Annotated in this window: 25 protein-coding genes and 1 pseudogene; 15 read left to right on the plus strand and 11 right to left on the minus strand. The window is 38.6% G+C overall.

Going from position 1 to position 26234, the window contains the following annotated elements; genetic code table 11:
• Window positions 1-51 precede the first annotated feature (51 nt).
• From gltS to KX581_RS03695, 4 genes are read left to right on the plus strand one after another with little or no spacing between them, the layout of a single operon-like run.
• A complete protein-coding gene (gene gltS, locus KX581_RS03680; protein ID WP_127983423.1) occupies window positions 52-1278 on the plus strand; it encodes a sodium/glutamate symporter in 1227 nt (408 codons plus the stop codon).
• On the plus strand, window positions 1275-2309 hold the full coding sequence (locus KX581_RS03685) for a bifunctional diaminohydroxyphosphoribosylaminopyrimidine deaminase/5-amino-6-(5-phosphoribosylamino)uracil reductase (protein ID WP_180628936.1): 1035 nt from the start codon (window positions 1275-1277) through the stop codon (window positions 2307-2309). Before gltS ends, KX581_RS03685 begins: the two co-directional genes overlap by 4 nt.
• Window positions 2291-3007, plus strand: a complete 717-nt coding sequence (locus tag KX581_RS03690) for a tRNA1(Val) (adenine(37)-N6)-methyltransferase (protein ID WP_231175620.1) — start codon at window positions 2291-2293, stop codon at window positions 3005-3007. The genes KX581_RS03685 and KX581_RS03690 overlap by 19 nt, the downstream gene beginning before the upstream one ends.
• Before the next feature lie 24 nt (window positions 3008-3031).
• Complete coding sequence (locus tag KX581_RS03695) at window positions 3032-5383, plus strand: heavy metal translocating P-type ATPase (protein ID WP_231175621.1); 2352 nt, start codon at window positions 3032-3034, stop codon at window positions 5381-5383.
• Here the strand turns inward: KX581_RS03695 and KX581_RS03700 are convergent.
• A complete protein-coding gene (locus KX581_RS03700) occupies window positions 5380-5817 on the minus strand; it encodes a CopD family copper resistance protein (protein ID WP_097687738.1) in 438 nt (145 codons plus the stop codon). The genes KX581_RS03695 and KX581_RS03700 overlap by 4 nt on opposite strands.
• Before the next feature lie 181 nt (window positions 5818-5998).
• Between KX581_RS03700 and KX581_RS08260 the strand changes: the two genes are divergently transcribed.
• Window positions 5999-7162 (plus strand): outer membrane protein, encoded by a 1164-nt coding sequence (locus tag KX581_RS08260; protein WP_269201250.1) that lies wholly within the window; start codon window positions 5999-6001, stop codon window positions 7160-7162.
• An 88-nt stretch (window positions 7163-7250) separates the two neighbouring features.
• Here the strand turns inward: KX581_RS08260 and KX581_RS03710 are convergent.
• From KX581_RS03710 to KX581_RS03755, 10 genes and pseudogenes are all read right to left on the minus strand, one after another.
• Window positions 7251-8833, minus strand: a pseudogene (locus KX581_RS03710) (AlwI family type II restriction endonuclease).
• Between the two features lie 5 nt (window positions 8834-8838).
• Window positions 8839-9684 carry a Dam family site-specific DNA-(adenine-N6)-methyltransferase gene (locus KX581_RS03715; protein WP_231175622.1) on the minus strand — a complete coding sequence of 282 codons (846 nt, stop codon included), beginning with the start codon at window positions 9682-9684 and terminating at the stop codon, window positions 8839-8841.
• A 50-nt stretch (window positions 9685-9734) separates the two neighbouring features.
• The gene (locus KX581_RS03720; RefSeq protein ID WP_120872502.1) at window positions 9735-10736 is read right to left on the minus strand and encodes a DNA adenine methylase; all 1002 of its coding nucleotides are present in this window, start codon (window positions 10734-10736) and stop codon (window positions 9735-9737) included.
• Window positions 10737-10792: 56 nt separating this feature from the next.
• Entirely contained in the window at window positions 10793-11860 is a 1068-nt protein-coding gene (locus KX581_RS03725) for an LptF/LptG family permease (RefSeq protein ID WP_180598316.1), read from the minus strand.
• Window positions 11861-11869: 9 nt separating this feature from the next.
• Window positions 11870-12430 carry an aminoacyl-tRNA hydrolase gene (pth, locus tag KX581_RS03730; RefSeq protein WP_231175658.1) on the minus strand — a complete coding sequence of 187 codons (561 nt, stop codon included), beginning with the start codon at window positions 12428-12430 and terminating at the stop codon, window positions 11870-11872.
• 9 nt (window positions 12431-12439) lie between these two features.
• Window positions 12440-12976, minus strand: a complete 537-nt coding sequence (locus KX581_RS03735) for a 50S ribosomal protein L25/general stress protein Ctc (RefSeq protein WP_231175623.1) — start codon at window positions 12974-12976, stop codon at window positions 12440-12442.
• A 54-nt stretch (window positions 12977-13030) separates the two neighbouring features.
• Window positions 13031-13981: a transaldolase gene (tal, locus tag KX581_RS03740; protein ID WP_231175624.1), complete on the minus strand. Its 951-nt coding sequence runs from the start codon at window positions 13979-13981 to the stop codon at window positions 13031-13033.
• 3 nt (window positions 13982-13984) lie between these two features.
• On the minus strand, window positions 13985-15328 hold the full coding sequence (locus tag KX581_RS03745; RefSeq protein WP_231175625.1) for a UDP-N-acetylmuramoyl-L-alanyl-D-glutamate--2,6-diaminopimelate ligase: 1344 nt from the start codon (window positions 15326-15328) through the stop codon (window positions 13985-13987).
• 3 nt (window positions 15329-15331) lie between these two features.
• Window positions 15332-15943 (minus strand): hypothetical protein, encoded by a 612-nt coding sequence (locus KX581_RS03750; protein ID WP_001168590.1) that lies wholly within the window; start codon window positions 15941-15943, stop codon window positions 15332-15334.
• An 11-nt stretch (window positions 15944-15954) separates the two neighbouring features.
• Window positions 15955-16224 carry a NifU family protein gene (locus KX581_RS03755; RefSeq protein WP_024114753.1) on the minus strand — a complete coding sequence of 90 codons (270 nt, stop codon included), beginning with the start codon at window positions 16222-16224 and terminating at the stop codon, window positions 15955-15957.
• Between the two features lie 137 nt (window positions 16225-16361).
• Between KX581_RS03755 and KX581_RS03760 the strand changes: the two genes are divergently transcribed.
• The 10 genes from KX581_RS03760 (at window position 16362) to KX581_RS03805 (ending at window position 26231) form a co-directional block, all read left to right on the plus strand.
• Window positions 16362-17963 carry an inorganic phosphate transporter gene (locus tag KX581_RS03760; RefSeq protein ID WP_231175659.1) on the plus strand — a complete coding sequence of 534 codons (1602 nt, stop codon included), beginning with the start codon at window positions 16362-16364 and terminating at the stop codon, window positions 17961-17963.
• 99 nt (window positions 17964-18062) lie between these two features.
• A complete protein-coding gene (locus KX581_RS03765) occupies window positions 18063-19412 on the plus strand; it encodes a hemolysin family protein (protein ID WP_231175626.1) in 1350 nt (449 codons plus the stop codon).
• Entirely contained in the window at window positions 19409-20941 is a 1533-nt protein-coding gene (locus KX581_RS03770) for a TolC family protein (RefSeq protein ID WP_180504158.1), read from the plus strand. Before KX581_RS03765 ends, KX581_RS03770 begins: the two co-directional genes overlap by 4 nt.
• Window positions 20942-20952: 11 nt before the next feature.
• Window positions 20953-21942, plus strand: a complete 990-nt coding sequence (locus KX581_RS03775; protein WP_120905539.1) for an HlyD family secretion protein — start codon at window positions 20953-20955, stop codon at window positions 21940-21942.
• A gap of 11 nt (window positions 21943-21953) precedes the next feature.
• Window positions 21954-23051, plus strand: a complete 1098-nt coding sequence (locus tag KX581_RS03780) for an ABC transporter permease (RefSeq protein ID WP_120872517.1) — start codon at window positions 21954-21956, stop codon at window positions 23049-23051.
• Window positions 23048-24178 carry an ABC transporter permease gene (locus KX581_RS03785; RefSeq protein ID WP_231175627.1) on the plus strand — a complete coding sequence of 377 codons (1131 nt, stop codon included), beginning with the start codon at window positions 23048-23050 and terminating at the stop codon, window positions 24176-24178. The genes KX581_RS03780 and KX581_RS03785 overlap by 4 nt, the downstream gene beginning before the upstream one ends.
• Window positions 24165-24737 carry a YigZ family protein gene (locus KX581_RS03790; protein WP_120872521.1) on the plus strand — a complete coding sequence of 191 codons (573 nt, stop codon included), beginning with the start codon at window positions 24165-24167 and terminating at the stop codon, window positions 24735-24737. The genes KX581_RS03785 and KX581_RS03790 overlap by 14 nt, the downstream gene beginning before the upstream one ends.
• Window positions 24738-24747: 10 nt before the next feature.
• Window positions 24748-25194: a protoporphyrinogen oxidase HemJ gene (hemJ, locus tag KX581_RS03795; RefSeq protein WP_231175628.1), complete on the plus strand. Its 447-nt coding sequence runs from the start codon at window positions 24748-24750 to the stop codon at window positions 25192-25194.
• Between the two features lie 26 nt (window positions 25195-25220).
• Entirely contained in the window at window positions 25221-25961 is a 741-nt protein-coding gene (gene ubiE, locus KX581_RS03800; protein ID WP_231175629.1) for a bifunctional demethylmenaquinone methyltransferase/2-methoxy-6-polyprenyl-1,4-benzoquinol methylase UbiE, read from the plus strand.
• Window positions 25962-25970: 9 nt separating this feature from the next.
• Entirely contained in the window at window positions 25971-26231 is a 261-nt protein-coding gene (locus tag KX581_RS03805) for an exodeoxyribonuclease VII small subunit (RefSeq protein WP_108341198.1), read from the plus strand.
• The last annotated feature ends 3 nt before the right edge of the window (window positions 26232-26234 follow it).

The following is a 26234-nucleotide window of genomic DNA, read 5'->3' on the forward strand; positions in this document are numbered from 1 at the left end:
GGGGGGTATTATATTATAATAAGATAAATTTGATTAATTAAGGATGCAAGCTTGCAAGAAATTAAGTTGGATATTTATGCCACTTTGGTGTGCATGGTTTTAGTGTTACTCTTGGGGCGTTATGTGATTTCTAAAGTCAAGTTTTTGCGCGATTATGATATTCCAGAGCCTGTTGTGGGCGGGGTTTTAGTCGCTTTTTTTATCATGTTGGCGCGTCAGTTTTACCATTTTGGCTTGCAATTTGATTCTTCTTTAAAAGATCCTTTAATGCTGACTTTTTTTATCACCATTGGTTTGAGTGCGGATTTCAAATCTTTACAAAAAGGCGGGAAAATGCTTGCGGTCTTTTTGCTGGCTGTGGCGGGGTTTGTGGTGTGTCAAAATGCAGTAGGGGTTTCTATCGCTAGCCTTTTAGGGGTCAATCCTTTAATGGGGCTTTTAGGGGGATCTATCGCTTTAGTGGGAGGGCATGGCACTAGCGCGGCATGGGCTAATTTTTTCACCCAAGCACCTTATAATTTTAGCTCTAGCTTAGAAGTGGGCATGGCGTGCGCGACTTTTGGCTTGGTGAGTGGGGGGATTATTGGAGGGCCTGTCGCTAAATATTTGATTTCTAAATACAAACTAGAACCTAAAGACACTAAAGAAAAAGACACTTTAGAGGGCGTGGTGTCTAAAGGCTTTGAAACCCCTAAAGAGCAACGCCTAATCACCGCATCCAGTTTTGTAGAAACTTTAGCTTTGATTGCAATAGCTTTATTAGTGGGGACTTTTTTATCGCATTTGATGCCTAAAAGCTTCACCTTGCCGACTTTTGTGTGGTGCTTGTTTGTGGGGGTTATTTTAAGAAATGCCTTGTCGTTTTTTAAGATCCATAGCGTGTTTGACAGAGAGGTTTCAGTCATAGGGAATGTGAGTTTGAGTCTGTTTTTAGCCTACGCTTTAATGAGCGTGAATTTATTGGAATTGTTAAAACTCGCTGTGCCATTAGCGGTTATTTTGAGCGTTCAAGTGGTGGTTATGATCCTTTATGTGGTGCTTGTAACCTTTAGGGTATGCGGGAAGGATTATGATGCGGCGGTGTTGTGCGCGGGGCATTGCGGTTTTGGGCTTGGAGCGACCCCAACGGCTATGGTGAATATGCAAACCATCACCAACCACTATGGGCCATCGCATGTAGCGTTTATCGTCGTGCCTTTAGTGGGGGCGTTTTTTGTTGATATTATTAACGCTTTAGCGATTAAAGGCTTTTTGCTCTTGCCTTTTTTCCCATCATGAGACTTTATGAGAGTTTATTAGAAATGTGCTTGAATAAGGCATGGGAGTATCAAACCCTAGCCTTAGAAAATCCGAGCGTGGCTTGCATGGTGCTAGATAAACACCATGAGATCTTGAGTTTAGAAACCCACAAAAAAGCCAAAACCCCGCATGCAGAAGTCTTAGCCGCTAAATCAGCACTAAAGATTTTACGCCCCCATTTAAAAAACGATTTAGAAAAATTAGAAGACCCTAAAACTTTAAGCGATTTTTTAAAAACGCGCCACGATAACGCTTTTACAGACTGCGTTTTTTTAATCACCTTAGAGCCATGCAATTCTTATGGTAAAACCCCGGCTTGTAGCGGATTGTTAGAAATTTTAAAGCCTAAAAGAGTGGTCATTGCCACAGAAGAAAACGAAGCTAAAAAAGGGGGTTTAGCAAGGCTACAAAAGGCTCGTATTGAAACAATAATTTGTCATAATTTAGAAAACAAGGCTAAAGACTTGCTCTTGCCTTTTAGGGTAATGGAACAAAAGGGGCGTTTTAATTTGTTCAAACTCGCTTTAAGAATGAATGGGGATTATTATCATGGCAAGATCACCGGGCAAAAAAGCGTTATTTTCACGCACAACCAGCGAGCAATATGCGACACGCTCATCATTTCTGGGAAAACCATAAGAACGGACAACCCCTTATTAGACGCCCGCTTTTGCGATCGCTTTTATCAAAATAAAAACCCCAATATCGCTATTTTATCCAAGCACTCAATTAGCCCTAGTTCAAAAGTTTTTTCTGCGCCTAATCGTTTGGTTGATACCTTTCATGACCCCAAAGATTTACCCCTAGAGAAGGGGTTTAATTTCATTGAAGGGGGGTGGGGATTGTTTGAGAGCTTGAGGGACAAAATAGATGTATTGCTTTTGCATTCGCATGCGTCTATGATTAACGAAGCGTTTAACGCATTCGCTCTAAAAACCCCTTTTAAGGGGCGGTTGTTGCATGCGCAAATCTTAGAAAATGAAGCCCTTTTATGGATAGAAAACTCTTAAGATTATACCAGCCCTTAAACGCTTATTCTTACAATAGCGATTCGCTTTTTTTATACGATTTTTCACGCCCTTTTATCAAAAACAGCGGCGCGATTTTAGACATAGGATCAGGGTGTGGGGTTCTAGGCTTGCTCTGCGCTAGAGACAACCCGCTAGCGAGCGTTCATTTAGTGGAAAAGGATAGCAAAATGGCGTTTTGCTCCCAAAAAAACGCCCTTAAATTCCCTAACGCTCAAGTGTTTGAGGGCGATTTTTTAGATTTTAACCCCCCGATTTTGTATGATATGATTGTGTGCAACCCTCCTTTTTATGCCTTAGGATCTATTAAATCTCAAATTAAAGGGCATGCGAGGCACCAGAGCGAATTAGACTTCGCTTCTTTGGTGGCTAAAGTGAAAAATTGCCTAAAACCTAAAGGGTATTTTATTTTTTGCTATGAAACCTTGTCGCTTTGCTTGGTGATAGAGAGTTTAAAAAGCGTTAAGCTCACGCTAGAAACTTTAAGGTTTGTCCAAAGTTTTAAAGACAAAAACGCCCATTTGATGCTTGGAGCGGCTAGGAATAATTCTAAAAGCGCTCTAAAAGTTTTGCCCCCTTTAATCACGCACCATTCCAAAAACCAAAGCGACAACACCAAAGAAGTTTTAAGCATCTATCAAATTTGTAACACTTATTCTATCAAAGCGCTTCTCAATTAGCGCCCTTAAATTAAGGATTAAAAAATGAAATGTTCGCATTGCCAGTTGGAGTTTAAAGAAAGTGAGCTTTTTAAAGAGGTGATCCATCACAAGGAATTGTATTTTTGCTGCACGGGGTGCGCTAGGGTGTATGCGTTATTATTGGATTTGAATTTAGAGAGTTTTTATGACAAATTAAACGATTCCACTTTAGCCCCTGTAACGCCCCAAGATTCAATGAGCGCTTTGGAATTAGAACAGGCCCTTGAAGAAAACAATAAGGGCGAATTAATCCTTAATCTTTTGCTAGAAAAAACGCATTGTAACGCTTGCTTGTGGCTCAATCAAAAGGTTTTAGAGCGTTTAAGTGGGGTTAAAAAAGTGAGCGTGAATTTCACCACCCACCATTTACAGATCGTGTTTGACAAGTCCTTAAACCCTAAAGAGATTATTCAAAAAATTGAGAGTTTGGGTTATGGGGCTAAAATTTATAACGCCAAAAATTACGCCCTAAAAGCCCAAAAAGAGCAGCGCTCCTATTTGATCACTTTGAGCGTGGGGTTTTTTGCCACCATGAATTTGATGTTTATTGCGATCGCCAAATACGCAAGTTATGGCGGTGCGAGTTATGGCACTGGCATGGATAAGCTTATGCAAAGGAATTTGGATCTCGTATCGCTCTTTTTAAGCTTGTTGGTGTTAGTGGTTGTGGGGCGTTTTTTTATTAAGGGGGCGTTTTATGGGCTAAAAAATGGCGTTTTGGGCATGGATTTGAGCGTGTCTTTTGGGGCGTTATCGGCGTTTGTTTATTCCGTTTATGCCATGTTGGTGTCCCAAGAGACTTATTTTGAAGCGAGCAGCACGATTTTAACGCTTGTTTTTGGCTCTAAGTTTTTGGAATTAAAGGCCAGATTGTTTGCGAATGAAAAATGCCTGGCCCTAGAATCGCATGAAATCCATAGCGTGATTATTGTAGAAAAGGACAAACAGATAGAAAAACACCCTAAAGATGTGGCGATAGGCTCTGTTGTTTGGGTGCCAAGCGGGGCTAAAATCGCACTAGATGGCGTGCTTTTAAATCATGCGAGCGTGGATGCGTCTTTGATCAGCGGGGAGTTTAAGCCTTTGGAATTGGGGGTTAATGATCCAATTTTAGGGGGTTATGTGAATGTGGGCGTGCCTTTTAGCTATCAAGTGAGCGCTACTTTTCAAAACTCACGCCTTTCTGGTTTGTTAGAAACTTTAAAAAAAAGTTTTTTAGAAAAACCCTTAATTGAGAGCAGCGCGAATCAAATTGCGGATATTTTTTCTAAAGCGGTGTTGTTTTTAGCCTTTGTAAGCTTTTTATTATGGCAATTTGGTTTGGGGGGTAATTTTGAAAAAGCCTTAATGGTGTGCATTAGCGTGTTAGTCATCAGCTGCCCTTGCGCGTTCGCTTTAGCTACGCCCATTGCGTTAGTGATAGGGGTGTTTAAAAACCCTTTGATCGTGTTTAAAGAAGCGTTGTTTTTAGAAACTCTGGCTAAAGTGAAAAAAATCTTTATAGACAAAACCGGCACGCTCACGCAAAAAGAAGTCCTTTTAAAAGAAAAAATCATTTATGAAGAATTTGATGAAAGGCTTTTAAAGAGCCTTTTAAAAGTGAGGGAGCATTTAGCCCATAGTGCGATTCTTAAATCTCTAGATAGCGATGAGATTCATTTAGAAACGATAGAGTTTTTCGCTCATGGCTTGAAAGCGAGCTATCACAATGAAACTCTGTTAGTGGGGAGTTTGAAATTCTTGGGATCTATGGGGGTGGGTATACCAACGAAAGAGAGCGTTAATATCATGGTAGGCTTTGCGAAAAATAAGACTTTGTGCGCGTTATTCATTTTAGAAGAGCGCTTGAAAACTAACGCTAAAGAAGTTATTCAGGCTTTACAAAATAAAGGTTTAGAATTAGAAATTTTAAGCGGGGATAATGAAAACTCGGTTAAGGAGTGCGCGAAAAAATTAGGGATTTCTAAGTATCATGCCCATTTGACCCCTGAAGATAAGGCTCAAATCGTCAGTTCTTATAAGGGCGTGTGTGCGATGGTAGGCGATGGCAATAATGACGCGCTAGCCTTAAAACAAGCGAGCGTTTCTTTGGGGTTTGAAAAAAGCGCTTTGAGTAAAAGTGCATGCGATATTTTGCTTTTAGAAGAGGATTTGAGTTTGCTAAAAAAAGCGTTTGATAACGCTCAAAAAGTCTATCAAGTGGTGTTGCAAAATATTGTTTTGAGCTTGATTTATAACGCTATTTTAATCCCGGTCGCTATGCTGGGATACATCAACCCTTTAACAGCGAGTTTGAGCATGAGCGCTAGTTCGCTATTAGTGGTCTTAAATTCTTTGAGATTGAAACGCTCTTAAACAAACCACATCGTTTTGGCTAAAATGGCGATTAAAAAGCCAAAAGTTAGAGCGATAGGGTGGATATATTTGCCAATAGGGTTTTTCTTACCCAAAAACTTACATAATAAAGAAAAAAGCACCAAAAGAAAAATGCTTGACGCTAAGATCACTTTAAGCATCAGTATTTTTTGAAAAGGGGTTTCACACCAGCCTTTATCGCCCCCCATGTATTGACTAAGCATCATGCCCCCTGTTAAAACAAGCCCTAAAACGCATAAGGGCATGATTTTGATCGCTCTTTGAGTGATTCCTGTATTTGCCTTATTGGCAAACTCTTCGCCAAACATTTTCTTCACATTAGGGAAAATTACCCCATCAAAAAACAAGTAGCCAATAAAAATGATGGCGCACAATAAATGAACAACCAACACATAAGGATAAATCGCATCCATTTAAAATCCTTTATTCATGGGAAAATTAAAGAGTTTTTAATCTACTATAAAAGGGTTTTATTGTCAAGTATCCCACTATTATGGGAATTTTAGGGGTGGTTTTTGTTTGACTTTTAAGATTGCAATTAGCTATAATAAAATAATTAAAAAAGTAACACTTAAGCGGAGACCCTAGAGAGTGATGCTCAATTTTATGACAAAGAAGAAAAATAGAATGCAAGATTGCAAAATGGTTGGTAAAAATTTTAATCGTAAGGAGTCTGTTTTGATAGCTCAATCTTTAGATATTTCTAAAAAAGGCTCGGTAATTTTAGGCGCTCTTTTGAGTTCGTTGTGGCTGACAAACCCCTTAAATGCCCATGAAAAGAATGGCGCGTTTGTGGGGATTAGCTTGGAAGTGGGTAGGGCTGATCAAAAGACAAACGCTTATAAAAACGGCGAGTTGTTTCAAGTGCCTTTTGGCGATGTTTCGGCTAATGATGATGGCAAAGTTCCTGACGGGCAGACCGGTGGCTGTCAGCCAGCTTCAGGGACGCCAGGAACGCCAGGCTACACTAAAGCTAACTGCGTAGTCAATTGGACTTCGCGCACCATGCTTAGCACCAATAAAAACATTCCTGGCCGTAACCAGCCGATGTATGGGCTAGGCGTGATGACAGGCTATAAGCATTTTGTCGGTAAAAAAAGGTGGTTTGGGTTGCGCTATTACGGCTTTTTTGATTATGGGCATACCAATTTCTCTAACTCCAGGGCCGCTAACGCTATATCGCCTTTTTATTTGAGCGATCAAAAAGCCGACATGTATACTTATGGTTTTGGCACAGACATGCTTTTTAACATTATAGATAAGCCTAAAGCCACGGCCGGGTTTTTTGTGGGCGTGAATTTTGCGGGTAACACTTGGACTAACAATCGTGTGGGGTATTTTAAGGACGGGTATGTTTATGGCGTCAATACGGACGCTGACGCTTACATGACTAACGCTGATGGCACAATCACTTGCGGGGACACGACGCCGGCGAGTTGCAATGTGGGGATTAACCCTAATAGCGTCTATGCCACAGGAAAATTGAACGCTAAGGTGAATCACACGATTTTCCAATTTTTAGTGAATGTAGGGGTTAGAACTAATATTTTTGAACACCATGGCATTGAGTTTGGTATCAAAATCCCCACGCTCCCTAATTACTTTTTCAAAGGCTCTACTACCATAAGAGCGAAAAAACAAGGCCCGCTAGAGAATGGCCAACCAACCACTATCACCGGAGCAGAAACCAATTTCAGCTTGACCCAAACCTTACGCCGTCAGTATTCTATGTATTTGCGCTATGTTTATACTTTTTAAGTTTGGTAGGGTTTTTAGGCAAGGCTTAGGCAAGGCTTAGAGATGAAAGCTTGATGCTTTAAGCTTTCAAATTATCATTGATCTGTAGCTATTCTGCACTATTTTCTACTTTTTTGATAAAATCATTAATAGCATAACAACATATATTAATATTGTCTTTGGATTGGGCAAATTCCGCGTATTCTTTGGCATCATCATGGATATTTGGAGCTACAAAAACACTAAATTTTTCTCTAATATCAGTGCTATTTTTAATCAATTCTTTTAAATGTCTGGCAATAGGTATCATTTCCAAGGTGCTTTGACTTCTATCTCTAATCAAGCTCACTTCTATATAGCTTTGTGCTTTTGTGTCCATAGCTACAATATCAGGTTTGTTGCCGCTTGCTGTGTATACGGGCAAGCCTTCATCATCGCTTTTATAATTTGGTATCACGCTTAAATTTTCAAAATGTTGTTTCAAGAAAATAGCGCTTAAAAATTCCAAGCGTAAAGGTTTATCAATGAGTCTTAAAAAACTATCTTTTGATTCTTGCTTGCTGCAAGTAATGAGTAATTCTTGCTTGATAAAATCTTTAGTATAAGTGGTTGCTAGTTCATTCAATTTGCTTGATTTAACGCTTTCATCAGTACTGATTGGAGTAACGCTAACAAGAAAGCTATCCACGATCGCCATGTAGTTAAAAAAGGCGAGTTTGTTAGCTTGAGTGTCGTTTAAATAATCCCTTTAAAAGCCTTATGAGTTTGTAAAATGTAATCTATTTTATTATTTTCATTAGTATTAATATCAATAAACCTACCATTACCACGCAATGAAATAAGTCCTGTAATACGCATTTTTCTAATGTATTCATCAACGGCTTCGTTGATTTGGCTCATTTTAAATCGTATTTTATTAACACTTTCTAAAAGTTTTAGGCATTTTTCATAGATAAATTCATCTGAGTAACTGAATTCTGTTTTATTGATAGTAACAATTTCTTGTCTTAAATGAATAATGTAGTCATAAAGCCCATTGGCGTTATCATCTTTCCAACAAAGTAAAATAGGGATTTCTTTGACAGATAGGGGAGTTAGATTGGCATTTTTGAGTCGTTTTAAAAGCGAGAGTAATAGTTTGAAGGGGTTGTTATGGTTTAAGTTCTTTTTGTAAGGGTTTCCTACTTCATATTTAGACAGAGCGTTTAAAAATATAGCCCCAACTACGCTTTCATCAACGCTTTCTTTAAAAGTATTGTTTTCTTTATCGTAATAAGCAAGAATAAGCATCTTAGCGCTATCGCTGATGAGTATTTTCTCATATTTTGCATAGTAGCAAAAACCAAACTCACACATAAGCTTATACCAAGTGTCAAACCGACTTTCCCATCCATGCTCAAAGCCCATTTCTTTATGCTGTTGTGGGGATATTTCTATAATGCACTCTAACTCTTCATCGCTAAAGATATATTCATTGGAGTCAAATTTTTCTTTCAATTCTTTATTTTGATTGATAGAAGTAGGTCTATAAAGCCTATGAGCCAAAACGGATTTGATAATTTGCATGATTGTTGAAGATTCAAGAGTTTGATTTTCAAACTTTCCTAAAACAGCTAAAAATTGTCCTATTCTTTTAGGGTTTCGCATAGTGGTTGAAAAGCTTAAAATTTTTCGTGCCGGTTTTTTAGTCATAATAATCACCTATAATTAGTTACAAAGATTTCTTGACTATCTTCTTTAATAGTGTTGTCATTATAACTGATATAATTACTTTTGATATTAAAAATATAATATTTTTTAGCCCATTCTTTTAAAATAGAATTGGTCTCTCCCTTGTGATAAATAAGATTAGTTATACCAAATAAAACTCCCTTTTTATCTAGGCTATCTAAAACGCCATATAAGGCTATCTCATTATCGCTATCCCATAACTTGTTGTATTCACTATTGGAGATTAAATAAGGGGGGTCAAAATAAACATAATCATCTTTTAAATAAGTGGTGTGGTTAAGGAAATCAATATAATCATCATTGTGAAAAATGATGGTGTTTTGCTGTATAAAATCTATGTAGTTTTTTAGGGCATTATAAACATTTTCATTGAAATCCACATTACCTACAGGTAAATTAAAAAGCCCTTTAGAATTAAATCTAATCATGTGATTAAACCCATAAATTAAAAGCAAATACAAATAAAGCGTGTTGTTTTGATTGGAATTAAAATCAGCCCTTAGTTTTTCATAAGTTATTTTATTGTATTTAGCGTAGTAAGTTTTTATATATTGTTTTTTTAATTCATCAGGGGCTGTAATCCCTTTAAAAGAGAAAGACAAGCCATAATGAATGATGATTTTAGACAATTCATCAAAAAGCTCACAAGTATTGAACTTGCTTAAAGTTTTATGTAAATTGATAATATTAGTATCTATGTCGTTAGCTAAGTATCTTTTAGCATTAGTGTTTAAAAACACGCTACCCCCACCCACAAAAGGCTCAATAAATTGATTAATGTTATTGGGGAATAGTTTATTGAGTTGTGGCATGAGTTTATATTTATCCCCTACATAGAAAAAGGGAGAACGAATGCCTTTTTTCAAGGTTTCACTTCCACTATAAATAAAAATTCTTTGTGCTCTTTAAAATCAGTTTTTCCTGAATTAAAAAAACCATGAGCCTTTTCTTTAACGCTTAATTTTCCTTTTTGGCTTAAAATTTCCACTAAATCTTTAAAGCCTATTTTATTTTGCGAAGAGCTAGACTTAGAGTTATAGGTATTATTATAAGTTAAAGCAATCCTTTTACAATCTAGTTTTTCAATCAAATCGCTCAATTCTTTCTTGGCATTAGAGCGACAATATTCGCTCATGTTCTCGCATGATGGCTTTAAAGCTGCTCCATAGAGTTTGGGTTTTTTCCACTGCACTAGGTTTTCATAGAGATGATAAAACCGGCTGTATTGCCTTGAATTGTATGGAGGATCAATAAAGACTAAGTCTATTTTTAAGGTTTTAGCCAATTCGTTAGCGTTTTTTCTCTCTATCATGATATTTTTATCATGCTTTATAGGGCTAATAAGTTCAAAAATAAATCTATCTTGCAAAATCTCTTTTTTCCTATAAGCTTCATAATGCCCTACCGTGTTAGCTATCTTATCCATTGAATAAATCAAGCTTGTTAATAAAATATCTTTATTTAATTTATCTAAGTTCAAGCTTTCTATATGCTCTCTAATGCTACCGATTTTGACACAATCTTTATAGCTGAAAAACTTGTCGCTAAAATGTTGGCTAAAATAATTTTCTTCTAGCTTTAAAGCTTGAGTATAATATTCTTTCAGCTCTTCAAGCATCTTAAAATCAGCGTCTTGCCCCATAAAAAAAGCATGATAAATGACTTCATTAGAAAATAAAATATCATTTATAATAATGTTTTTAACATTAGGAATAGTGGCAAATTGACCAGCCACTACCCCACTTCCGGCAAAAATATCGCACACGCTTTTGATATTATTTAATTTTAAATTCCCAAATACCCACTCTATAAGCTTGGTTTTTGAGCCGATATACCGGCGGTTTTTTAGATTAAATCTTTCCACTAGCCACCTTTAAACTAATAGAACAAAACCACTTAGTAACATATAAGATTTAAAAATCACAATCTCTTATTGAGCTTTTTAAAATACCAAAGACTGATGGCTAAGAATACGAAAAAGGGCGATAGAACGCCTATTTCAGGAATGAGTATCCCTGAAATGCTGAACTTCCCTAAAGCAAAGAATAGCCCCCAAACAACGAGCGTGATAATGATAAACTTTAGCCCTAAAAGAGCCAGGTTTTCATAGCGGGCGAGACTGGGCGAAAAATAAGCGATTAAAACGCTTAAAAACGGCACAAAAAAGGGCAAGATCGCAAACACATACAAAAATGAGCGCACTTTTTTCGTGTCCGCATTTTGGCGCACTAAAGCATGCAAGGATAAAAGAGCGTCTGTGATAGAAACCGCAGGCTTGTTTTGATAAATGGTGTCTAAAACTTTGGGGCGGAAATTTTTGAGCGTTTTAAAGGTTTCTAAACGCGTGGTGTTTAAAGCGTTGTTGCCCAATTCAAAACTCAAGGGCATCTCATAGATAGTAGTGTCATGCAAAATCCAATATTTGTCTTCAAAAAAAGCTTCTTTAGCTTCAGCATAAGATTCCAAAGTCTTATCTTTTAGGCGAAAAACCTTGATATTTTGGGCTTTTTGCAATAAGGGATTAATCTTATCAAAATACACGTAATCATCGTTATATTTCACTAACAAATGCTCTGAGACGCTCAAAGAATTGTCTTTATAAATTAAATTTTGCGTTTTTTCTTCCATATACACAAAAGGAGTCGCGTTCAACCCCACATAAACAGCCGTGAAAAACAGGCTAATCAAAAAAATAGGGCTTAAAATCTGGCATTTGGAAAAGCCAATGGAGAGCAGGGCGGTGTATTGGTTGGATTTAATGAAGGTGATGTAAAATAAAACCATCGCTAAAAGCAAGGAAATGGGCAAGGTGTAATTGAGGGCGAATAAAATATCATAGGTGAAAAATAAAATGATCATGTTCGCAGAATCAGGCATTTTATCGGCGTATTTCAGGCTGTCAATGCCTACAAAAAACAATTCCAAAGCTAAAAGCACGATTAAAAAGTATTTGAAATAATACCACCCTACAAATCTAAACAAACGCACTTTAAACCCCTAACTTTCTATTTGTAAAGGTTTTTTAAGCGTGAAACGATTTTGCATGGCGTTAAAATCATGGCTTTCTATAAAAAATTTTAGGGCGTTTTTGGCATGTTCAAACGCAGCGTTTTTAAAAGGCTCTTCGTTTTTGTGGAATTTTGAAAGCACATGCTCAATCACACCAATTCCTTTAGAAATCCCCACCCTCAAGCGGTAATAAGAATTAGAACACAATAAATCAATGGACTTTAAGCCATTATGCCCCCCATTCCCCCCACCCTTTTTAAACCTCACAACGCCTAAAGGTAGATCCAAGTCGTCATGGACAATTAAAAGCTCTTTAATTTTGTAAAAATTTTTAGCGCTTAAAACGCTCTCGCCGCTTAAATTCATGTAAGTTTGGGGCTTGAGTAAGATAAAATCCTTATAAACGCACAAATAAGCGTTGTGTTTGGGAGAAAAAGTGAAAGAAAGATCCAATTCGCTAACGAGCGAATCTAAAATATCAAAACCAGCGTTGTGTCTGGTGTGAGCGTAACGCAAAGTAGGGTTGCCTAAACCTACTAAAAGCGTCATCACCTGAAATCACTTCGCCTTAATCACACCGATCACAGCGATAGAATCATGATCTAAAATCTTAACATTCTCGTGTTTTTCTAAATCGCGCACCAAAATAGACTCATTCACATCTAAAGGGGCTACATCCACTAAATAGTGATCGGGCAAATGCTCTGGAGCGCATTCCACGCTGATACGCTTTTTAGAGAGCATTAAAATCCCTTTATTTTTCAAGCCCACTGGAGTGCCTTGGTGTTTAACAGGGACTTTAAACTTAGACTTCACGCCCTTAGTAACAGCGAGTAAATCCACATGAATAAGCTCGTTAGTAACAGGGTTTTTTTGGTATTCTTGAACCACGACTTCAAAAGTCTTATCCCCTAATTTCACCGGAAAAACCAAATGCTTTTTTTCCTTAAGGTATTTAATGAAAGGGTTTAATTTGAACGCGCAATTCACATTTTCAACGCCCTTTCCATAAATATTTGCGATTAGATAGCCATCTTTTTTTAAAGCTTTAGCGTTAGCTTTAGTAATACTCTCTCTAATAACGCCTTCTAACATGTCAATCCTTTAAAATAAAATAAGGGCTTATTCTATCCAAAAAACCCTTAAAAATCAAAAACTGCTTAAAAGCTTTTCAAAGGATTGTTTGAACGCTATCAAGCCTTCTTTAAGGAGTTTTTGAGCGGTGTTTTCTAAATCAATGTTGTGCGTTTTTAATTCTTTTTTAAACGCTTCAATTTCTGCAATCTTTAAAGGGGTTTGATACTCAGTGTTTGGGGCAAGCAAATAAGCGTTTAAAGCCTCTAGGGGGGCTGTATTGATAGAGTTTTTAAAACACAGTGCTTTAATGTAGTAATCTTTAGCTAAAGAATTGGATTTAACGCCCGTGGATGCAAAAAGGGTGCTTGTTAGCTTATTAGCATGCTGATGGATTTGATAATAGCACTCGGTAGCGTTGATAATCCCGCTTTGAGCTTGCAAATTTTGCGCCACTAAAGGGTCTATTTCTTTGTCAAATCGTGAGACAAACACGCTAATGACCGCTCTTTTTTGCACTTCTTTGGCTAAGATTTGAGCGATTCCACCGGCAATTTTAGGCGAAAAGACTAAAGTTACATTAACAGGAATAGAAGCTTTAGTTAAAGCGCTAATCACTTCAAAAGCGCTCTTACTCGCTGGGACTTTAATCATCACATTAGGGCGGTTTAGTGTTTTGAATAACCGCTTGGCTTCATCAATGCTTTTAATAGCATCATATTCTAAAAAAGGGTCAATTTCTAGGCTAATGTAGCCGTTGCTAGGGTCTTTTTCATACAAAGGCATCAACGCGCTAGAGGCTTGTAAAATATCCTTTAACGCCAGAGTTTCATAAATTTCTTTAGCTTTTTTGCCTTTGAGTTTAGCGATTTCATCTTTATAAAACGCGCTTTTTGTGATCGCTTCGCAAAACAAACTAGGGTTACTCGTCGCCCCGCAAATAGCCCCCTTATTAATGAGCTTTAAAAAGTCGTTTTCTAAAAAATCCCTTTCTATAAAATCGCACCACAAACTGAATTCTTGCATGTTTTATCCTTGTTTTAAATGTTGGTAATAGCTTTTAACGACTTCCTGGTCGCTAAAAAAAATCGTTTTGTCTTTGAAAATCTGAGTGTTTTCATCGCCCTTGCCTAAAATCAATAACACCTCATCGTCTTTTAAATTTTCTAAAGCGTTTAAAATGGCTTTCTTTCGGTCTTTTTCTACAACCACTTTGGAAGAATTATTGATGCCTTTTAGAATATCCTTGATAATGTCTTCTTCGTTCTCGCTTCTGGGGTTGTCTGAAGTTAAGACGATTTTATGCGCGTAATAGCTCGCTACCTCTCCCATTTTAGGGCGCTTGGTCTTATCCCTATCGCCCCCTGCTCCAAAAAGAGCGGTGATTTTTTGGTTTTTAAAGCTTTCAAAGACTTGTTGCATGCCATCTATAGTGTGGGCAAAATCCACAACCACTAAAGGCTTAGAATGCACAATTTCCAAACGCCCCTTAACCCCATAAAAGTTTTCTAATAACGGTGCGATTACTTCTAGCGGTAATTGAGTGAGCAGTTTGACCCCTAAAACGCCCGCTAAGATATTATAAAGGTTGTAACGCCCTAAAAGGGGGGAATGGATGAGGGCGATTTCTTTAAGATTGGGATCTCTTAAATCTTGTTGGTAGCATAAAGACGCGCTAATGGAGGGGTTGAGCGAAAAGGCTTGAACGTTTAAATGCGCTTTTTTATCCAGTGCGTAAGTGTGTGCGTTAATGGGGTTAAAAAGGGCGTTTGTTTCATCTCTGTTGATCACTTTCAAGCCCTCATCTTTAAAAAAGCTGTTTTTAGTGTCCCTGTAATTTTCTAGGCTTTTGTGGAAATCTAAATGATCGCTTGTGATATTGGTTAAGATTTTAAGAGCAAAATCAAGCCCGGCGATGCGTTTTTGGACAATCGCATGGGAGCTCACTTCCATAATAAAATATTCACACCCCAAACGAATCGCTTCTTCTAAATCGCTATAAAGCTCTAAAAGAGTGGGCGTGGTCAAGCCCTTTTCTTTGATGCGTTCATCGTTAATAAAAAACCCTCTTGTGCCTAAAAGAGCGGTCTTTTTATTCAAATCTAAGAGCAAGGAATACATCAAGCTCGCCGTGGTCGTTTTGCCATTAGTGCCAGTAATCCCTACAATTTTCATTTTAAAATCAAAATAGTTTTTAAGCTCGTTAAAATCTAAAATAGCCAGGTTTTTTTCTGTAATGAAAGGAGAGTATTTTTCATTTAAAGGCGTTTTGACAAAAAGGATTTCTTTAGGGTTTTCTAAAACTTCGCGAGTGTTATCGCTTAAAAAAGAATAGGTGTGGTTTTGATAAGTCAGGGTTTTTTTAAGCTTCATTCTTTAAGCCTTATTGGATTTGAGAGCGTCTTCTAAAAGAGAACGCAAAAACTTATCGTAAATAAAAGAATCTTCATGCATGTTTTCAATGTAATTGATCGCTAATTCATAATAGCCATAGTGGTTCAATTCTTTCAAAAATTCATAAAAATCCTCTTTATTGTCAAAAATCACCCTAGAGCTGAACATCAAATCTTCAAACGCTTCCTTAAAACCGCGCTCCAAGCTCAAGCGTTTGAAATCCGCATACAAAATGCCATTCAATTCCTCGCCTTTTTGAGAAATTTGCGCATCAATCTTTTCAGTCATTTGGTTCAATCCCTCATCAAAAGAAGCGATCAAATTGATGATTTGCTCTTCAGCTTGGTTTTTTAAACTCCGTTTTTGCATAGCGATCAGGCTTTGATACAATTCATAAAAGCTATGGGCTTCTTTAGGGAAATCCTTAGCGATGTCGCTTAATAACGCCCCCACTTTGGCTTTTTGGTTGTCTTTATCCAAAAACAACACTTCAGAAAAAAGGCGTAACGCTTCAGCGTAATGGGCTTGCTTGAACGCTAAAAAGCCATCTTTAATCAATGCGCGCTTTTTAAATTCATAATCAAACTTTTGCATGCCTATAATCCTTAAAGCTTATCAAACTCCTTAGCGTTTTCTAAGCACACCACTTCTAAATTGGGGTGAATGTCCATTTTAAGCTGCCTTTCAATGACATTTTTTAAAGTGATTTTACTGCTAGAGCAAGTTTTGCATGCTCCCTCTAAAGCCACATAAATTTTCATGCTTTTCACCCCTAGCACTTCAATATTACCGCCATCTTTGAGCAAGTAAGGGCGGATTTTTTCTATCACAACACGCACCGGTTTTTGTAAATCTTCATCGCTAAATTCTATCATTTTTAAAACTCTCTTTAAAATTTTACTTTAAGATACCATATAATGAGCCATTTTTATCAAACAACGCTTTTTAAGAGTGGCTCAAGGGCTAATTGGATAGAATAAGACCACTACTAGAACAAGGTTTTTATGACGATATGGAAATTAAAAACATCAAGGAGTTTGAAAAAGCTTCTAAAAAACTCCAAAAAGACACTTTAAAGATCGCTCTCGCTCTTTTGTTTCTCATTGGTACTGCTTTGCTCGCTCTTATTTTTGGGCAGGCTAATTCTAAGGGATTGTTGCTCATCTTTGCGGCTGTGATTGGGGGGTATATGGCGATGAATATTGGCGCGAATGATGTGTCTAATAATGTTGGCCCTGCCGTAGGCTCTAAAGCCATTAGCATGGGCGGGGCGATTGTGATTGCTGGGATTTGTGAAATGCTTGGAGCGATCATTGCTGGGGGGGAAGTGGTTTCTACGATTAAGGGCCGTATCGTTTCGCCTGAATCCATTAATGATGTGCATGTTTTCATTAATGTCATGTTGGCTAGCCTTTTGAGTGGGGCGCTGTGGTTGCATGTAGCGACTTTAATAGGCGCTCCTGTTTCCACTTCACACTCTGTGGTGGGGGGGATTATGGGGGCTGGAATGGCAGCAGCTGGAATGTCTGCTGTCAATTGGCATTTTTTATCAGGTATTGTAGCGAGTTGGGTGGTTTCGCCTTTAATGGGGGCTTTGATAGCCATGTTTTTTTTGATGCTCATTAAAAAGACTATCGCTTATAAAGAAGACAAAAAGAGCGCGGCTTTAAAGGTCGTGCCTTATTTGGTGGCGTTGATGAGCTTAACGTTTAGCTGGTATTTGATTATTAAGGTTTTAAAACGCCTCTATGCACTGAATTTTGAAATCCAGCTGGCTTGCGGCTGTATCCTTGCGCTTTTAATCTTTATCCTTTTTAAAAGGTTTGTGTTAAAGAAAGCCCCGCAATTAGAAAACAGCCATGAAAGCATTAATGAGCTTTTTAATGTCCCTTTGATTTTTGCCGCTGCGCTTTTAAGCTTTGCGCATGGGGCTAATGATGTGGCTAACGCTATAGGCCCACTAGCGGCCATCAGTCAAACTTTAGAAGATGCAAATAGCCCTATGGGGAATACCTTAAGCTCTGTGCCGTTGTGGATTATGGTAGTAGGGGCAGCTGGGATTGCTTTAGGCTTGAGTTTGTATGGGCCAAAGCTCATTAAAACGGTGGGGTCTGAAATCACAGAATTAGACAAAATGCAAGCTTTTTGCATCGCGCTTTCTGCAGTCATCACCGTGCTTTTAGCTTCTCAATTAGGCTTGCCCGTAAGCTCTACGCATATTGTGGTGGGCGCGGTGTTTGGGGTGGGCTTTTTAAGGGAGCGCTTAAGAGAGCAATCAAGAAGGCGTTTTGCTAGGATCAGAGACAACATTGTAGCGGCGCACTTTGGGGAAGATTTAGAAGAAATTGAAGGCTTTTTAGAGCGCTTTGATAAAGCCAACTTGAAAGAAAAATCGCTCATGCTAGAGAGCTTGAAAAAAAGCAAGAACAACGCTATCGCTTTGGAATTGAAAAAGAAAGAAAAAAAGTCGCTTAAAAAAGTGTATAAAGAAGAAGTGATCAAACGCTCCATTTTGAAAAAGATTGTTACCGCTTGGCTTGTAACCGTGCCGGTTTCTGCACTTTTGGGGGCGCTTCTTTTTGTGGCTCTTGGTTTTATAGAAAAGTATTTCTAGGGTTTTTAAAGGCTTGATTTTTTAAAGTTAGGCTTAATCTTTTATGTTAAAATTCTAGGATTTTATATTTATTTTATATTTATCGTTAGGTTTAAAGTCATGGGGAGGAATCAAGGAGCTTATTTGGATCCGTCTGAATCAATTTTGATGTTGATGGTTGCTTTTTTATTGGTGCTGTTGAACGCTTTTTTTGTGCTTTCAGAGTTTGCCCTTGTGAAAGTGCGTAAAACCCGATTAGAAGAGCTGGTTAAAATCGGTAATTCCAACGCTAAACTCGCTTTAAAGATGAGTCAAAGACTAGACACTTATTTGAGTGCAACGCAGTTAGGCATCACCCTTTCTTCATTAGCTTTAGGCTGGGTGGGTGAGCCCGCTATCGCAAAATTGTTAGCCGTGCTGTTTGAGTCTATGGATTTGAGAGAAAATCCTATTTTTATCCATTCAATGAGCGTGGTTATAGCGTTTTTAAGCATCACTTTTTTGCATGTCGTGCTGGGCGAAATTGTGCCTAAATCTTTAGCGATCGCTAAATCTGAAAAAGCCGCTCTTTTTGCCGCACGCCCTTTGCATGTGTTTTGGGTCGTGTTTTACCCGGTGGTGCGCTTGTTTGATGTGATCGCTCATTTCTTTTTAAAAAAAGTGGGCATCAATCCTAAAGAGCATGACGGCACGCATTCTGAAGAAGAGTTAAAAATCATTGTGGGCGAGAGTTTAAGAGAGGGCATTATTGATTCAGTGGAGGGCGAAATCATTAAAAACGCGGTGGATTTTTCTGACACGAGCGCTAAAGAAATCATGACCCCACGAAAAGACATGGTGTGTTTGGACGAAGAAAACAGCTATGAAGAAAATGTAGACATTGTTTTAAAAAGCCGCTTCACGCGCTACCCTTATTGTAAGGGTTCTAAGGATAACATTATCGGCATGGTGCATATCAGAGACTTGCTTTCGCGCTCTATTTTTACCCCTAAAATGCATGATTTCAATCAAATCGTTAGGAAAATGATCATCGTCCCTGAAAGCGCTTCCATTTCTCAAATCCTTATTAAAATGAAAAAAGAGCAAATCCATACCGCTTTGGTGATTGATGAATACGGCGGCACGGCCGGGTTGCTCACTATGGAAGATATTATTGAAGAGATCATGGGCGAGATTAGCGATGAATACGATTTGAAACAAGAGGGCGTGAACAAGCTTGAAGAGGGCGTGTTTGAATTAGAGGGCATGCTGGATTTAGAGAGCGTAGAAGAAGTGCTTCACATTGAATTTGACAAAGAATGCGAGCAGGTAACGCTTGGGGGCTATGTTTTTAGCTTGTTAGAACGCATGCCTATGGAGGGGGATATAATCATTTCGCATGGGTATTTGTTTGAGGTGTTGAGCGTGGATGGGGCTAGGATAAAACGCTTAAAAGCGGTTAAACAAGATCAGGGAGAAAATGAAGCATGAAAAAAACAACCCTCTTTGTATTGGGCTTATTATTCAATAGCTCTTTAAGCGCTGTTGATGAGACTTCTAAAACCGAGCCTTCTTCTTTGAATTTGGCTGAAGACAGCCTACCTTTGAACCACCCTAACGCCCAAAAACTCTCCTTAAAAAACGCATGGAATAGGGTGTTATCCAACCATGAAGGCTTGCATGCACAAGAATACGCCATTAAAAGAGCGAGTAAAATGAAATTAGCGGCTAAGCTTTCTTTTTTGCCTCAAATTGATTTGAGCGCGTTTTACGTGTATCTTTCTAACCCTATTAAAATGGATTTTGCCAGCCAAAAACAACCGGGCGTGCAAAAAGCCACCAACCAAATCCATCAAGGCTTGCAAAACATCCAGCAAAATATCCCCCCTCAAGTATTAACCCCTCAAATCCAAGCGGGCATGCAAGGGGTGATGCAAGGTTTTGGGGCTTTGAGCAGCACTTTAGAAGCCCCCTTATTGTTTTCTAAGCAAAATGTGGTGATTGGGGCTTTGAGCATTATTTATCCCCTTTATATGGGTGGGGCAAGATTCACGATGGTGCGCATTGCGGATTTGATGCAAAAAGACGCTAATGAAGTGTATCGTTTGAAAAAGCTTTCCACTTTTCAAGAGCTTGTGAGCGTGTATTATGGCATGGTGTTAAACGCAGAAGTGGCTGAAACTTTAGAAGAGGTGGAAAAAGGCCATTATAAGCATTTCCAAAACGCTTTAAAAATGCAAAAAGTAGGGCAAATCGCTAGGGTAGAAACCTTAGGCGCTCAAGTGGCTTATGATAAGGCCCATATCGCTAGCGTTAAGGCTAAAGACGTGTTAGAAGTTTCGCAACTCTCGTTCAATTCCATTTTGTCTAGCAAGGACGATCTAGCGCCTTCAAGCAAATTAGAGATCCGCACGGAGAAAAATCTGCCCGATTTGAGCTTTTTTGTTTCTTCCACACTCAATTCCTACCCGGTTTTAAAGACTTTAGAAAATCAAGTTCAAATTTCTAAAGAAAACACGAAACTACAGATCGCTAAATTCTTGCCCCAAGTGAGTTTTTTTGGCTCTTATATCATGAAACAAAACAATTCGGTGTTTGAAGACATGATCCCTAGCTGGTTTGTGGGCGTAGCCGGGCGCATGCCCATACTCTCCCCCACAGGGCGTATCCAAAAATACCAAGCGAGCAAATTAGCGGAGTTGCAAGCTAATAGCGAACAAATCCAAGCTAAAAAAAACATGGAATTGCTAGTGAATAAGACTTATAAAGAGACGCTTTCTTATTTGAAAGAATACAAAAGTTTGCTTTCTAGCGTGGAATTAGCCAAGGAAAACTTAAAACTCCAAGAGCAGGCTTTTTTACAAGGCTTAAGCACGAACGCTCAAGTCATTGATGCAAGGAACACGCTTTCTTCTATCATCGTGGAGCAAAAAAGCGTGGCTTATAAATACATTGTTTCATTAGCGAATTTAATGGCGTTAAGCGATCATATTGATTTATTTTATGAATTTGTTTATTAAAGGAAAAAATCATGTCAAACAGCATGTTGGATAAAAATAAAGCGATTCTTACAGGGGGTGGGGCTTTATTATTAGGGCTAATCGTGCTTTTTTATTTAGCTTATCGCCCTAAGGCTGAAGTGCTGCAAGGGTTTTTGGAAGCCAGAGAATACAGCGTGAGTTCCAAAGTCCCTGGGCGCATTGAAAAGGTGTTTGTTAAAAAAGGCGATCGCATTAAAAAGGGCGATTTGGTTTTTAGCATTTCTAGCCCTGAATTAGAAGCCAAGCTCGCTCAAGCTGAAGCCGGGCATAAAGCCGCTAAAGCGCTTAGCGATGAAGTCAAAAGAGGCTCAAGAGATGAAACGATCAATTCTGCAAGAGACATTTGGCAAGCGGCAAAATCTCAAGCGACTTTAGCCAAAGAGACTTATAAGCGCGTTCAAGATTTGTATGATAACGGCGTGGCGAGTTTGCAAAAGCGCGATGAAGCCTATGCGGCTTATGAAAGCACTAAATACAACGAGAGCGCGGCTTACCAAAAGTATAAAATGGCTTTAGGGGGGGCGAGCTCTGAAAGCAAGATTGCCGCTAAGGCTAAAGAGAGCGCGGCTTTAGGGCAAGTGAATGAAGTGGAGTCTTATTTAAAAGATGTCAAAGCGACAGCCCCTATTGATGGGGAAGTGAGCAATGTGCTTTTAAGCGGTGGCGAGCTTAGCCCTAAGGGTTTTCCTGTGGTTTTAATGATAGATTTAAAGGATAGTTGGTTAAAAATCAGCGTGCCTGAAAAGTATTTGAACGAGTTTAAAGTGGGTAAGGAATTTGAAGGCTATATCCCAGCGTTGAAAAAAAGCGCGAAATTCAGGGTCAAATATTTGAGCGTGATGGGGGATTTTGCGACTTGGAAAGCGACAAATAATTCCAACACTTACGACATGAAAAGCTATGAAGTGGAGGCCATACCCTTAGAAGAGTTGGAAAATTTTAGGGTAGGGATGAGCGTGTTAGTTACCATTAAACCTTAAAAAGGATTGTTTTGTTCAAATTGATAAGCGCATGGGTTTTACAAGACAAGTTCTTGTTTATCGTGTGTTTTATATTGCCTTTTTGTTTAGGGGTTTTAGGCACGCAAATCTTTAAACAAGAAATCCCAAGACAGCTCCCTATCGTGGTGGTGGATTTGGATAAAACCACGACAAGCCATCAAGTAGCGTTTGAATTAGGTGCAACGAGCGCGCTTCAAATCAAATACCAAGTGGCTAGCCTTTTAGAAGCCAAACGCTTTTTAAATTCCGCTGAAGCGTATGGGGCGTTAGTTTTGCCTAGAGATTTAGAGAAAAAAATCAAAATGGGGCGAAAGGTGGATTTGCCCTTTTATTATAACGCTGAATACGTTTTGGTGGGGAAAACGCTCAAAAACGCCTTCTTACAAACCGCTTTGACTTTAGACGCTAAAACCTTAGCCACCAAAGCTTTAGTGCGAGATTCTAATTTGATTTCGGCTAAAGCCCAAGCAATGCCCATCATTCTCCAATTGCATGCCCTATATAATGAAGAAAACAATTACACGCAATACCTTTTAAGCGTGATGCTGCCTTGCATGTGGCTTATTTTCATTGCGATTGGCATGCTCAATTTCATTCAAAAAACCTCTAACATGCGCGAGCTTTTGATCAGTATTGTAGCGAATGTGTGCGTGTTTAGTTTTTGGGGGATGGGTATGGCGTTTTATTTTAATTTCATTGGCATGCAGGGGAATTATGCGCATTTGTTGTTGGTCTTTTTGGCGGTAGTTTTAATGGCGCTTATTATGAGCGGGTTTGTGGTGCTAGTTTATGGCATTTCAAAAAGCGTTATTGAAACTGCGGGCGCGATTGGGGTCTATACCGCTCCAAGCTTTGCGTTTGCTGGGGTTACTTACCCGCAAAACAACATGGAAATTTTTGGGGATTTTTGGAGCCATTGCTTGCCTATTAGCCATTTTATGAAGTTCTTTTTACAAGAGGCTTATTATAAGACAGATTTTACCGAGTCTTTAAATTCGTTAATGCCGCTTGTGTTCTTTTTAATCTTTTTAGCTTTAGGGCTTTTGATTTTTTATTTTTCTTTTAAAAAAGACAAGGCTAGCGCATGAATTTTTTTAAAATCCTTTTAATGGAATTGAGGGCTATTGTTTCTCATAAAGGCGTTTTGTTAATCCTTATAGGCGCTCCTTTAATCTATGGCTTATTATACCCTTTGCCTTATTTGAAAGACATCGTAACGCAGCAAAAAATCGCCCTTGTAGATGAAGACAATTCCTTCCTTTCTAGGCAATTAGCCTTCATGGCGCAAAGCTCCAACGAGTTAGAAATCGCTTTTTTTAGCCCCTCTATGCTGGAAGCCAAAAAGCTTTTAAAAGAAGAAAAAATTTATGGGATCTTGCATATCCCTTCGCATTTTGAAGCCAATATCCATAAACAAGTGCCTGTAACGATAGATTTTTATGCGAATTCCAATTACTTTTTGATTTATGGCGCGTTAGCGAATGCGGTGGTGGAGAGCATCAACGCTTTAAATGATGAGATAAGGTTCAAACGCAACGCCCAAATAGAAGAAGCTGAATTAGGGACAGACGGGATTAAAATCAGGCCTATCGCCTTGTATAACCCTAGTGAGGGGTATTTGAATTACGCGCTCTCTAGCGTGTTTATTTTCATCTTACACCAGGTGATGCTCATTGCAAGCAGCATGTTTACTAGCTCCAGGCGTTTGGAATTAGCCCTTTTAGACAAAAAGCAAATCGCTTTAAGGCAATTTGCAAGGCTTTTGATCTTTATGGGAGCGTTTAGTATTTTTGTTTTGTTGTATTTTGGGGCGCTGTTTTCTTTTTATGGGATCGAACGGCATGCGAGCGCTTTAATGGTGTTTTTGAATAGCTCTATCTTTATGCTTGCAACCTTGAGTTTGGGGTTGTTTTTAGGTGCATGGATCAAAAATGAAGCCCACACCACTCAAATCGTTTTAATTTCTTCTTTGCCCTTGATTTTTATGATGGGTTTTGTGTGGCCTTTTGAATCCTTGCCCTCTTATTTACAAGCGTTCGTCCAAATGGTGCCAGCTTATCATGCGATTAGTTTGTTAGGGCGATTGAATCAAATGCATGCGGAATTTATAGATGTTTCCATCCATTTTTACGCGCTTATTGCGATTTTTATTGCGAGTTTTATAGGGAGTGTCTTTAAACTCAGCTCTTTAAAGAAAGCTTGTGAAAACGCTTAAACACCTCATCACTTCCAAGCACCAAACTAAAGCGTCTCGCTTTTTAGGGTATCTTATGCCTTTTGATGATTTTGAAGAAACCCTTTTACAATTGAAAAAAGAGCATTTTAAAGCCGCACATTTTGTAACGGCGTTCCGCTATTCTTTAGAGGGCAAAATCACGGAGGGTTTTAGCGATGATGGCGAGCCTAAAGGGAGTTCAGGGATGCCTGTGCTTAGCGTTTTGAGGCGAAAGGATTTAATCAATATAGGATTAGTGAGCGTGCGTTATTTTGGAGGCACGCTTTTAGGGGTGGGGGGCTTGATGAAAGCTTATGCCACTAGCGCGTTATTGTGCGTAGAAAACGCTCAAAAAGAAAACGCTTTGAAGGATTTTGTGGAGTTAGAAACTTTAAGCGCTCATTATTCTTACAAAGAATTAGACGCTCTTCAGCGTGAAATTAAGAAATTTAGCTTACAATTAAGCAAAAAGAATTTTTCAAACCAAAGCGTGGAAGTGGAAATCAGCGGCGAAAGAGAAAATTTGCAAGCGTTTTTACAACAAAATAAGATAAATTAGGGAGAGTGGTATGGGATTTTTGAATGGGTATTTTTTATGGGTTAAGGCTTTCCATGTGATAGCGGTCATTTCGTGGATGGCGGCGTTATTTTATTTGCCGCGCCTTTTTGTCTATCATGCAGAAAATGCGCATAAAAAAGAGTTTGTAGGAGTGGTTCAAATCCAAGAAAAAAAGCTTTATTCCTTTATCGCTTCGCCGGCTATGGGTTTCACGCTTATCACAGGGATTTTAATGCTGTTGATAGAGCCTGCACTCTTTAAAAGTGGGGGTTGGTTACATGCTAAATTGGCTTTAGTGATCTTACTTTTAGCCTATCATTTTTATTGCAAGAAATGCATGCGCGAGCTAGAAAAAGACCCCACAAGAAGAAACGCAAGGTTTTATCGTGTGTTTAATGAAATACCCGCGATTTTAATGATTCTCATTGTGATTTTAGTGGTTGTCAAGCCTTTTTAAAGACAAGCCATGAAAAAAGAAAAGTCATGAAAAAAGAAAAGCACCTCAAGCAAGAAAAAATCATCAACATGTTTGATGATATAGCCAGCTCTTACGATCAAGCCAACCGCTTGATGAGTTTTGGCTTAGATGTTAAATGGCGAGAAAGGGCTTGCGAGCATGCGTTTTTGTTTTTGGAAAACAAGAAAGCGTTAAGGCTTGTGGATGTGGCATGCGGGACGGGGGATATGCTCATAGCTTGGCAAAAAAGCGCTCTCAATTGCGGCATAGAGTTTAAGGAATGTTTGGGGATTGACCCCTCTAATAACATGCTTGAATTGGCTATCAAAAAATGTGAAGAGCTTGAAAACAAAGCTTCTTTCATCCGAGCTCAAGCCAAAGATTTAAAAGGCGTTGAAAATAACAGCGTGGATATCCTTTCCATTGCGTATGGCTTGCGTAATATCGTGGAAAGACAAGAAGCTTTAAAAGAGTTTTTTAGGGTGTTAAAACCCAGGGGCGTTTTAGTGATTTTAGAATTTTTAAAAAAGGACAACCCCACATGGCTGGATAAAATCTCAGGGTTTTACACGAATAAGGTTTTGCCTTTAGTGGGAGGGGCTATCAGTAAGAATTATGGCGCTTATTCTTATTTACCGCAATCCATTGAGGGATTTTTGAGTTTGGAGGGCTTGAAATTTGAATTAAAAAACGCAGGGTTTGAGATTTTAAGGACTGAAGATTCTATCGCTCAAATTTCAACGACCATGCTTGTTAAAAAAAGCTAAAGGAATGTTATGCAAGATGAATTATTTGAAACCGAAAAAATCCCCCCAAAAAACACTAAAAACGCTAAAAACGCCCCTAAAAAAAGTTTTGAAGAGCATGTTCATTCCCTAGAGCAAGCCATAGATCGCTTGAATGATCCTAACTTGTCCTTAAAAGACGGGATGGATTTGTATAAAACGGCTATGCAAGAGTTGGTTTTGGCTCAAAAGCTTTTAGAAAACGCTTATTTAGAGCATGAGAAACTCCAAACGCCAGACAAAAAGGCTTAAAGC

It is taken from the genome of Helicobacter pylori, from assembly GCF_021062735.1.
In the GTDB taxonomy this organism is placed as follows: Bacteria; Campylobacterota; Campylobacteria; order Campylobacterales; family Helicobacteraceae; genus Helicobacter; species Helicobacter pylori_DN.

Coding starts and splice junctions, on each gene's coding strand:
- KX581_RS03685 (WP_180628936.1), top strand. CDS start 1,275: ATGAGACTTTATGAGAGTTTATTAGAAATGTGCTTGAATAAGGCATGG.
- KX581_RS03690 (WP_231175620.1), top strand. CDS start 2,291: ATGGATAGAAAACTCTTAAGATTATACCAGCCCTTAAACGCTTATTCT.
- KX581_RS03695 (WP_231175621.1), top strand. CDS start 3,032: ATGAAATGTTCGCATTGCCAGTTGGAGTTTAAAGAAAGTGAGCTTTTT.
- KX581_RS03700 (WP_097687738.1), bottom strand. CDS start 5,817: ATGGATGCGATTTATCCTTATGTGTTGGTTGTTCATTTATTGTGCGCC.
- KX581_RS08260 (WP_269201250.1), top strand. CDS start 5,999: ATGCTCAATTTTATGACAAAGAAGAAAAATAGAATGCAAGATTGCAAA.
- KX581_RS03715 (WP_231175622.1), bottom strand. CDS start 9,684: ATGCCACAACTCAATAAACTATTCCCCAATAACATTAATCAATTTATT.
- pth (WP_231175658.1), bottom strand. CDS start 12,430: ATGACGCTTTTAGTAGGTTTAGGCAACCCTACTTTGCGTTACGCTCAC.
- KX581_RS03735 (WP_231175623.1), bottom strand. CDS start 12,976: ATGTTAGAAGGCGTTATTAGAGAGAGTATTACTAAAGCTAACGCTAAA.
- tal (WP_231175624.1), bottom strand. CDS start 13,981: ATGCAAGAATTCAGTTTGTGGTGCGATTTTATAGAAAGGGATTTTTTA.
- KX581_RS03745 (WP_231175625.1), bottom strand. CDS start 15,328: ATGAAGCTTAAAAAAACCCTGACTTATCAAAACCACACCTATTCTTTT.
- KX581_RS03750 (WP_001168590.1), bottom strand. CDS start 15,943: ATGCAAAAGTTTGATTATGAATTTAAAAAGCGCGCATTGATTAAAGAT.
- KX581_RS03755 (WP_024114753.1), bottom strand. CDS start 16,224: ATGATAGAATTTAGCGATGAAGATTTACAAAAACCGGTGCGTGTTGTG.
- KX581_RS03760 (WP_231175659.1), top strand. CDS start 16,362: ATGGAAATTAAAAACATCAAGGAGTTTGAAAAAGCTTCTAAAAAACTC.
- KX581_RS03765 (WP_231175626.1), top strand. CDS start 18,063: ATGGGGAGGAATCAAGGAGCTTATTTGGATCCGTCTGAATCAATTTTG.
- KX581_RS03770 (WP_180504158.1), top strand. CDS start 19,409: ATGAAAAAAACAACCCTCTTTGTATTGGGCTTATTATTCAATAGCTCT.
- KX581_RS03775 (WP_120905539.1), top strand. CDS start 20,953: ATGTCAAACAGCATGTTGGATAAAAATAAAGCGATTCTTACAGGGGGT.
- KX581_RS03785 (WP_231175627.1), top strand. CDS start 23,048: ATGAATTTTTTTAAAATCCTTTTAATGGAATTGAGGGCTATTGTTTCT.
- hemJ (WP_231175628.1), top strand. CDS start 24,748: ATGGGATTTTTGAATGGGTATTTTTTATGGGTTAAGGCTTTCCATGTG.
- ubiE (WP_231175629.1), top strand. CDS start 25,221: ATGAAAAAAGAAAAGCACCTCAAGCAAGAAAAAATCATCAACATGTTT.
- KX581_RS03805 (WP_108341198.1), top strand. CDS start 25,971: ATGCAAGATGAATTATTTGAAACCGAAAAAATCCCCCCAAAAAACACT.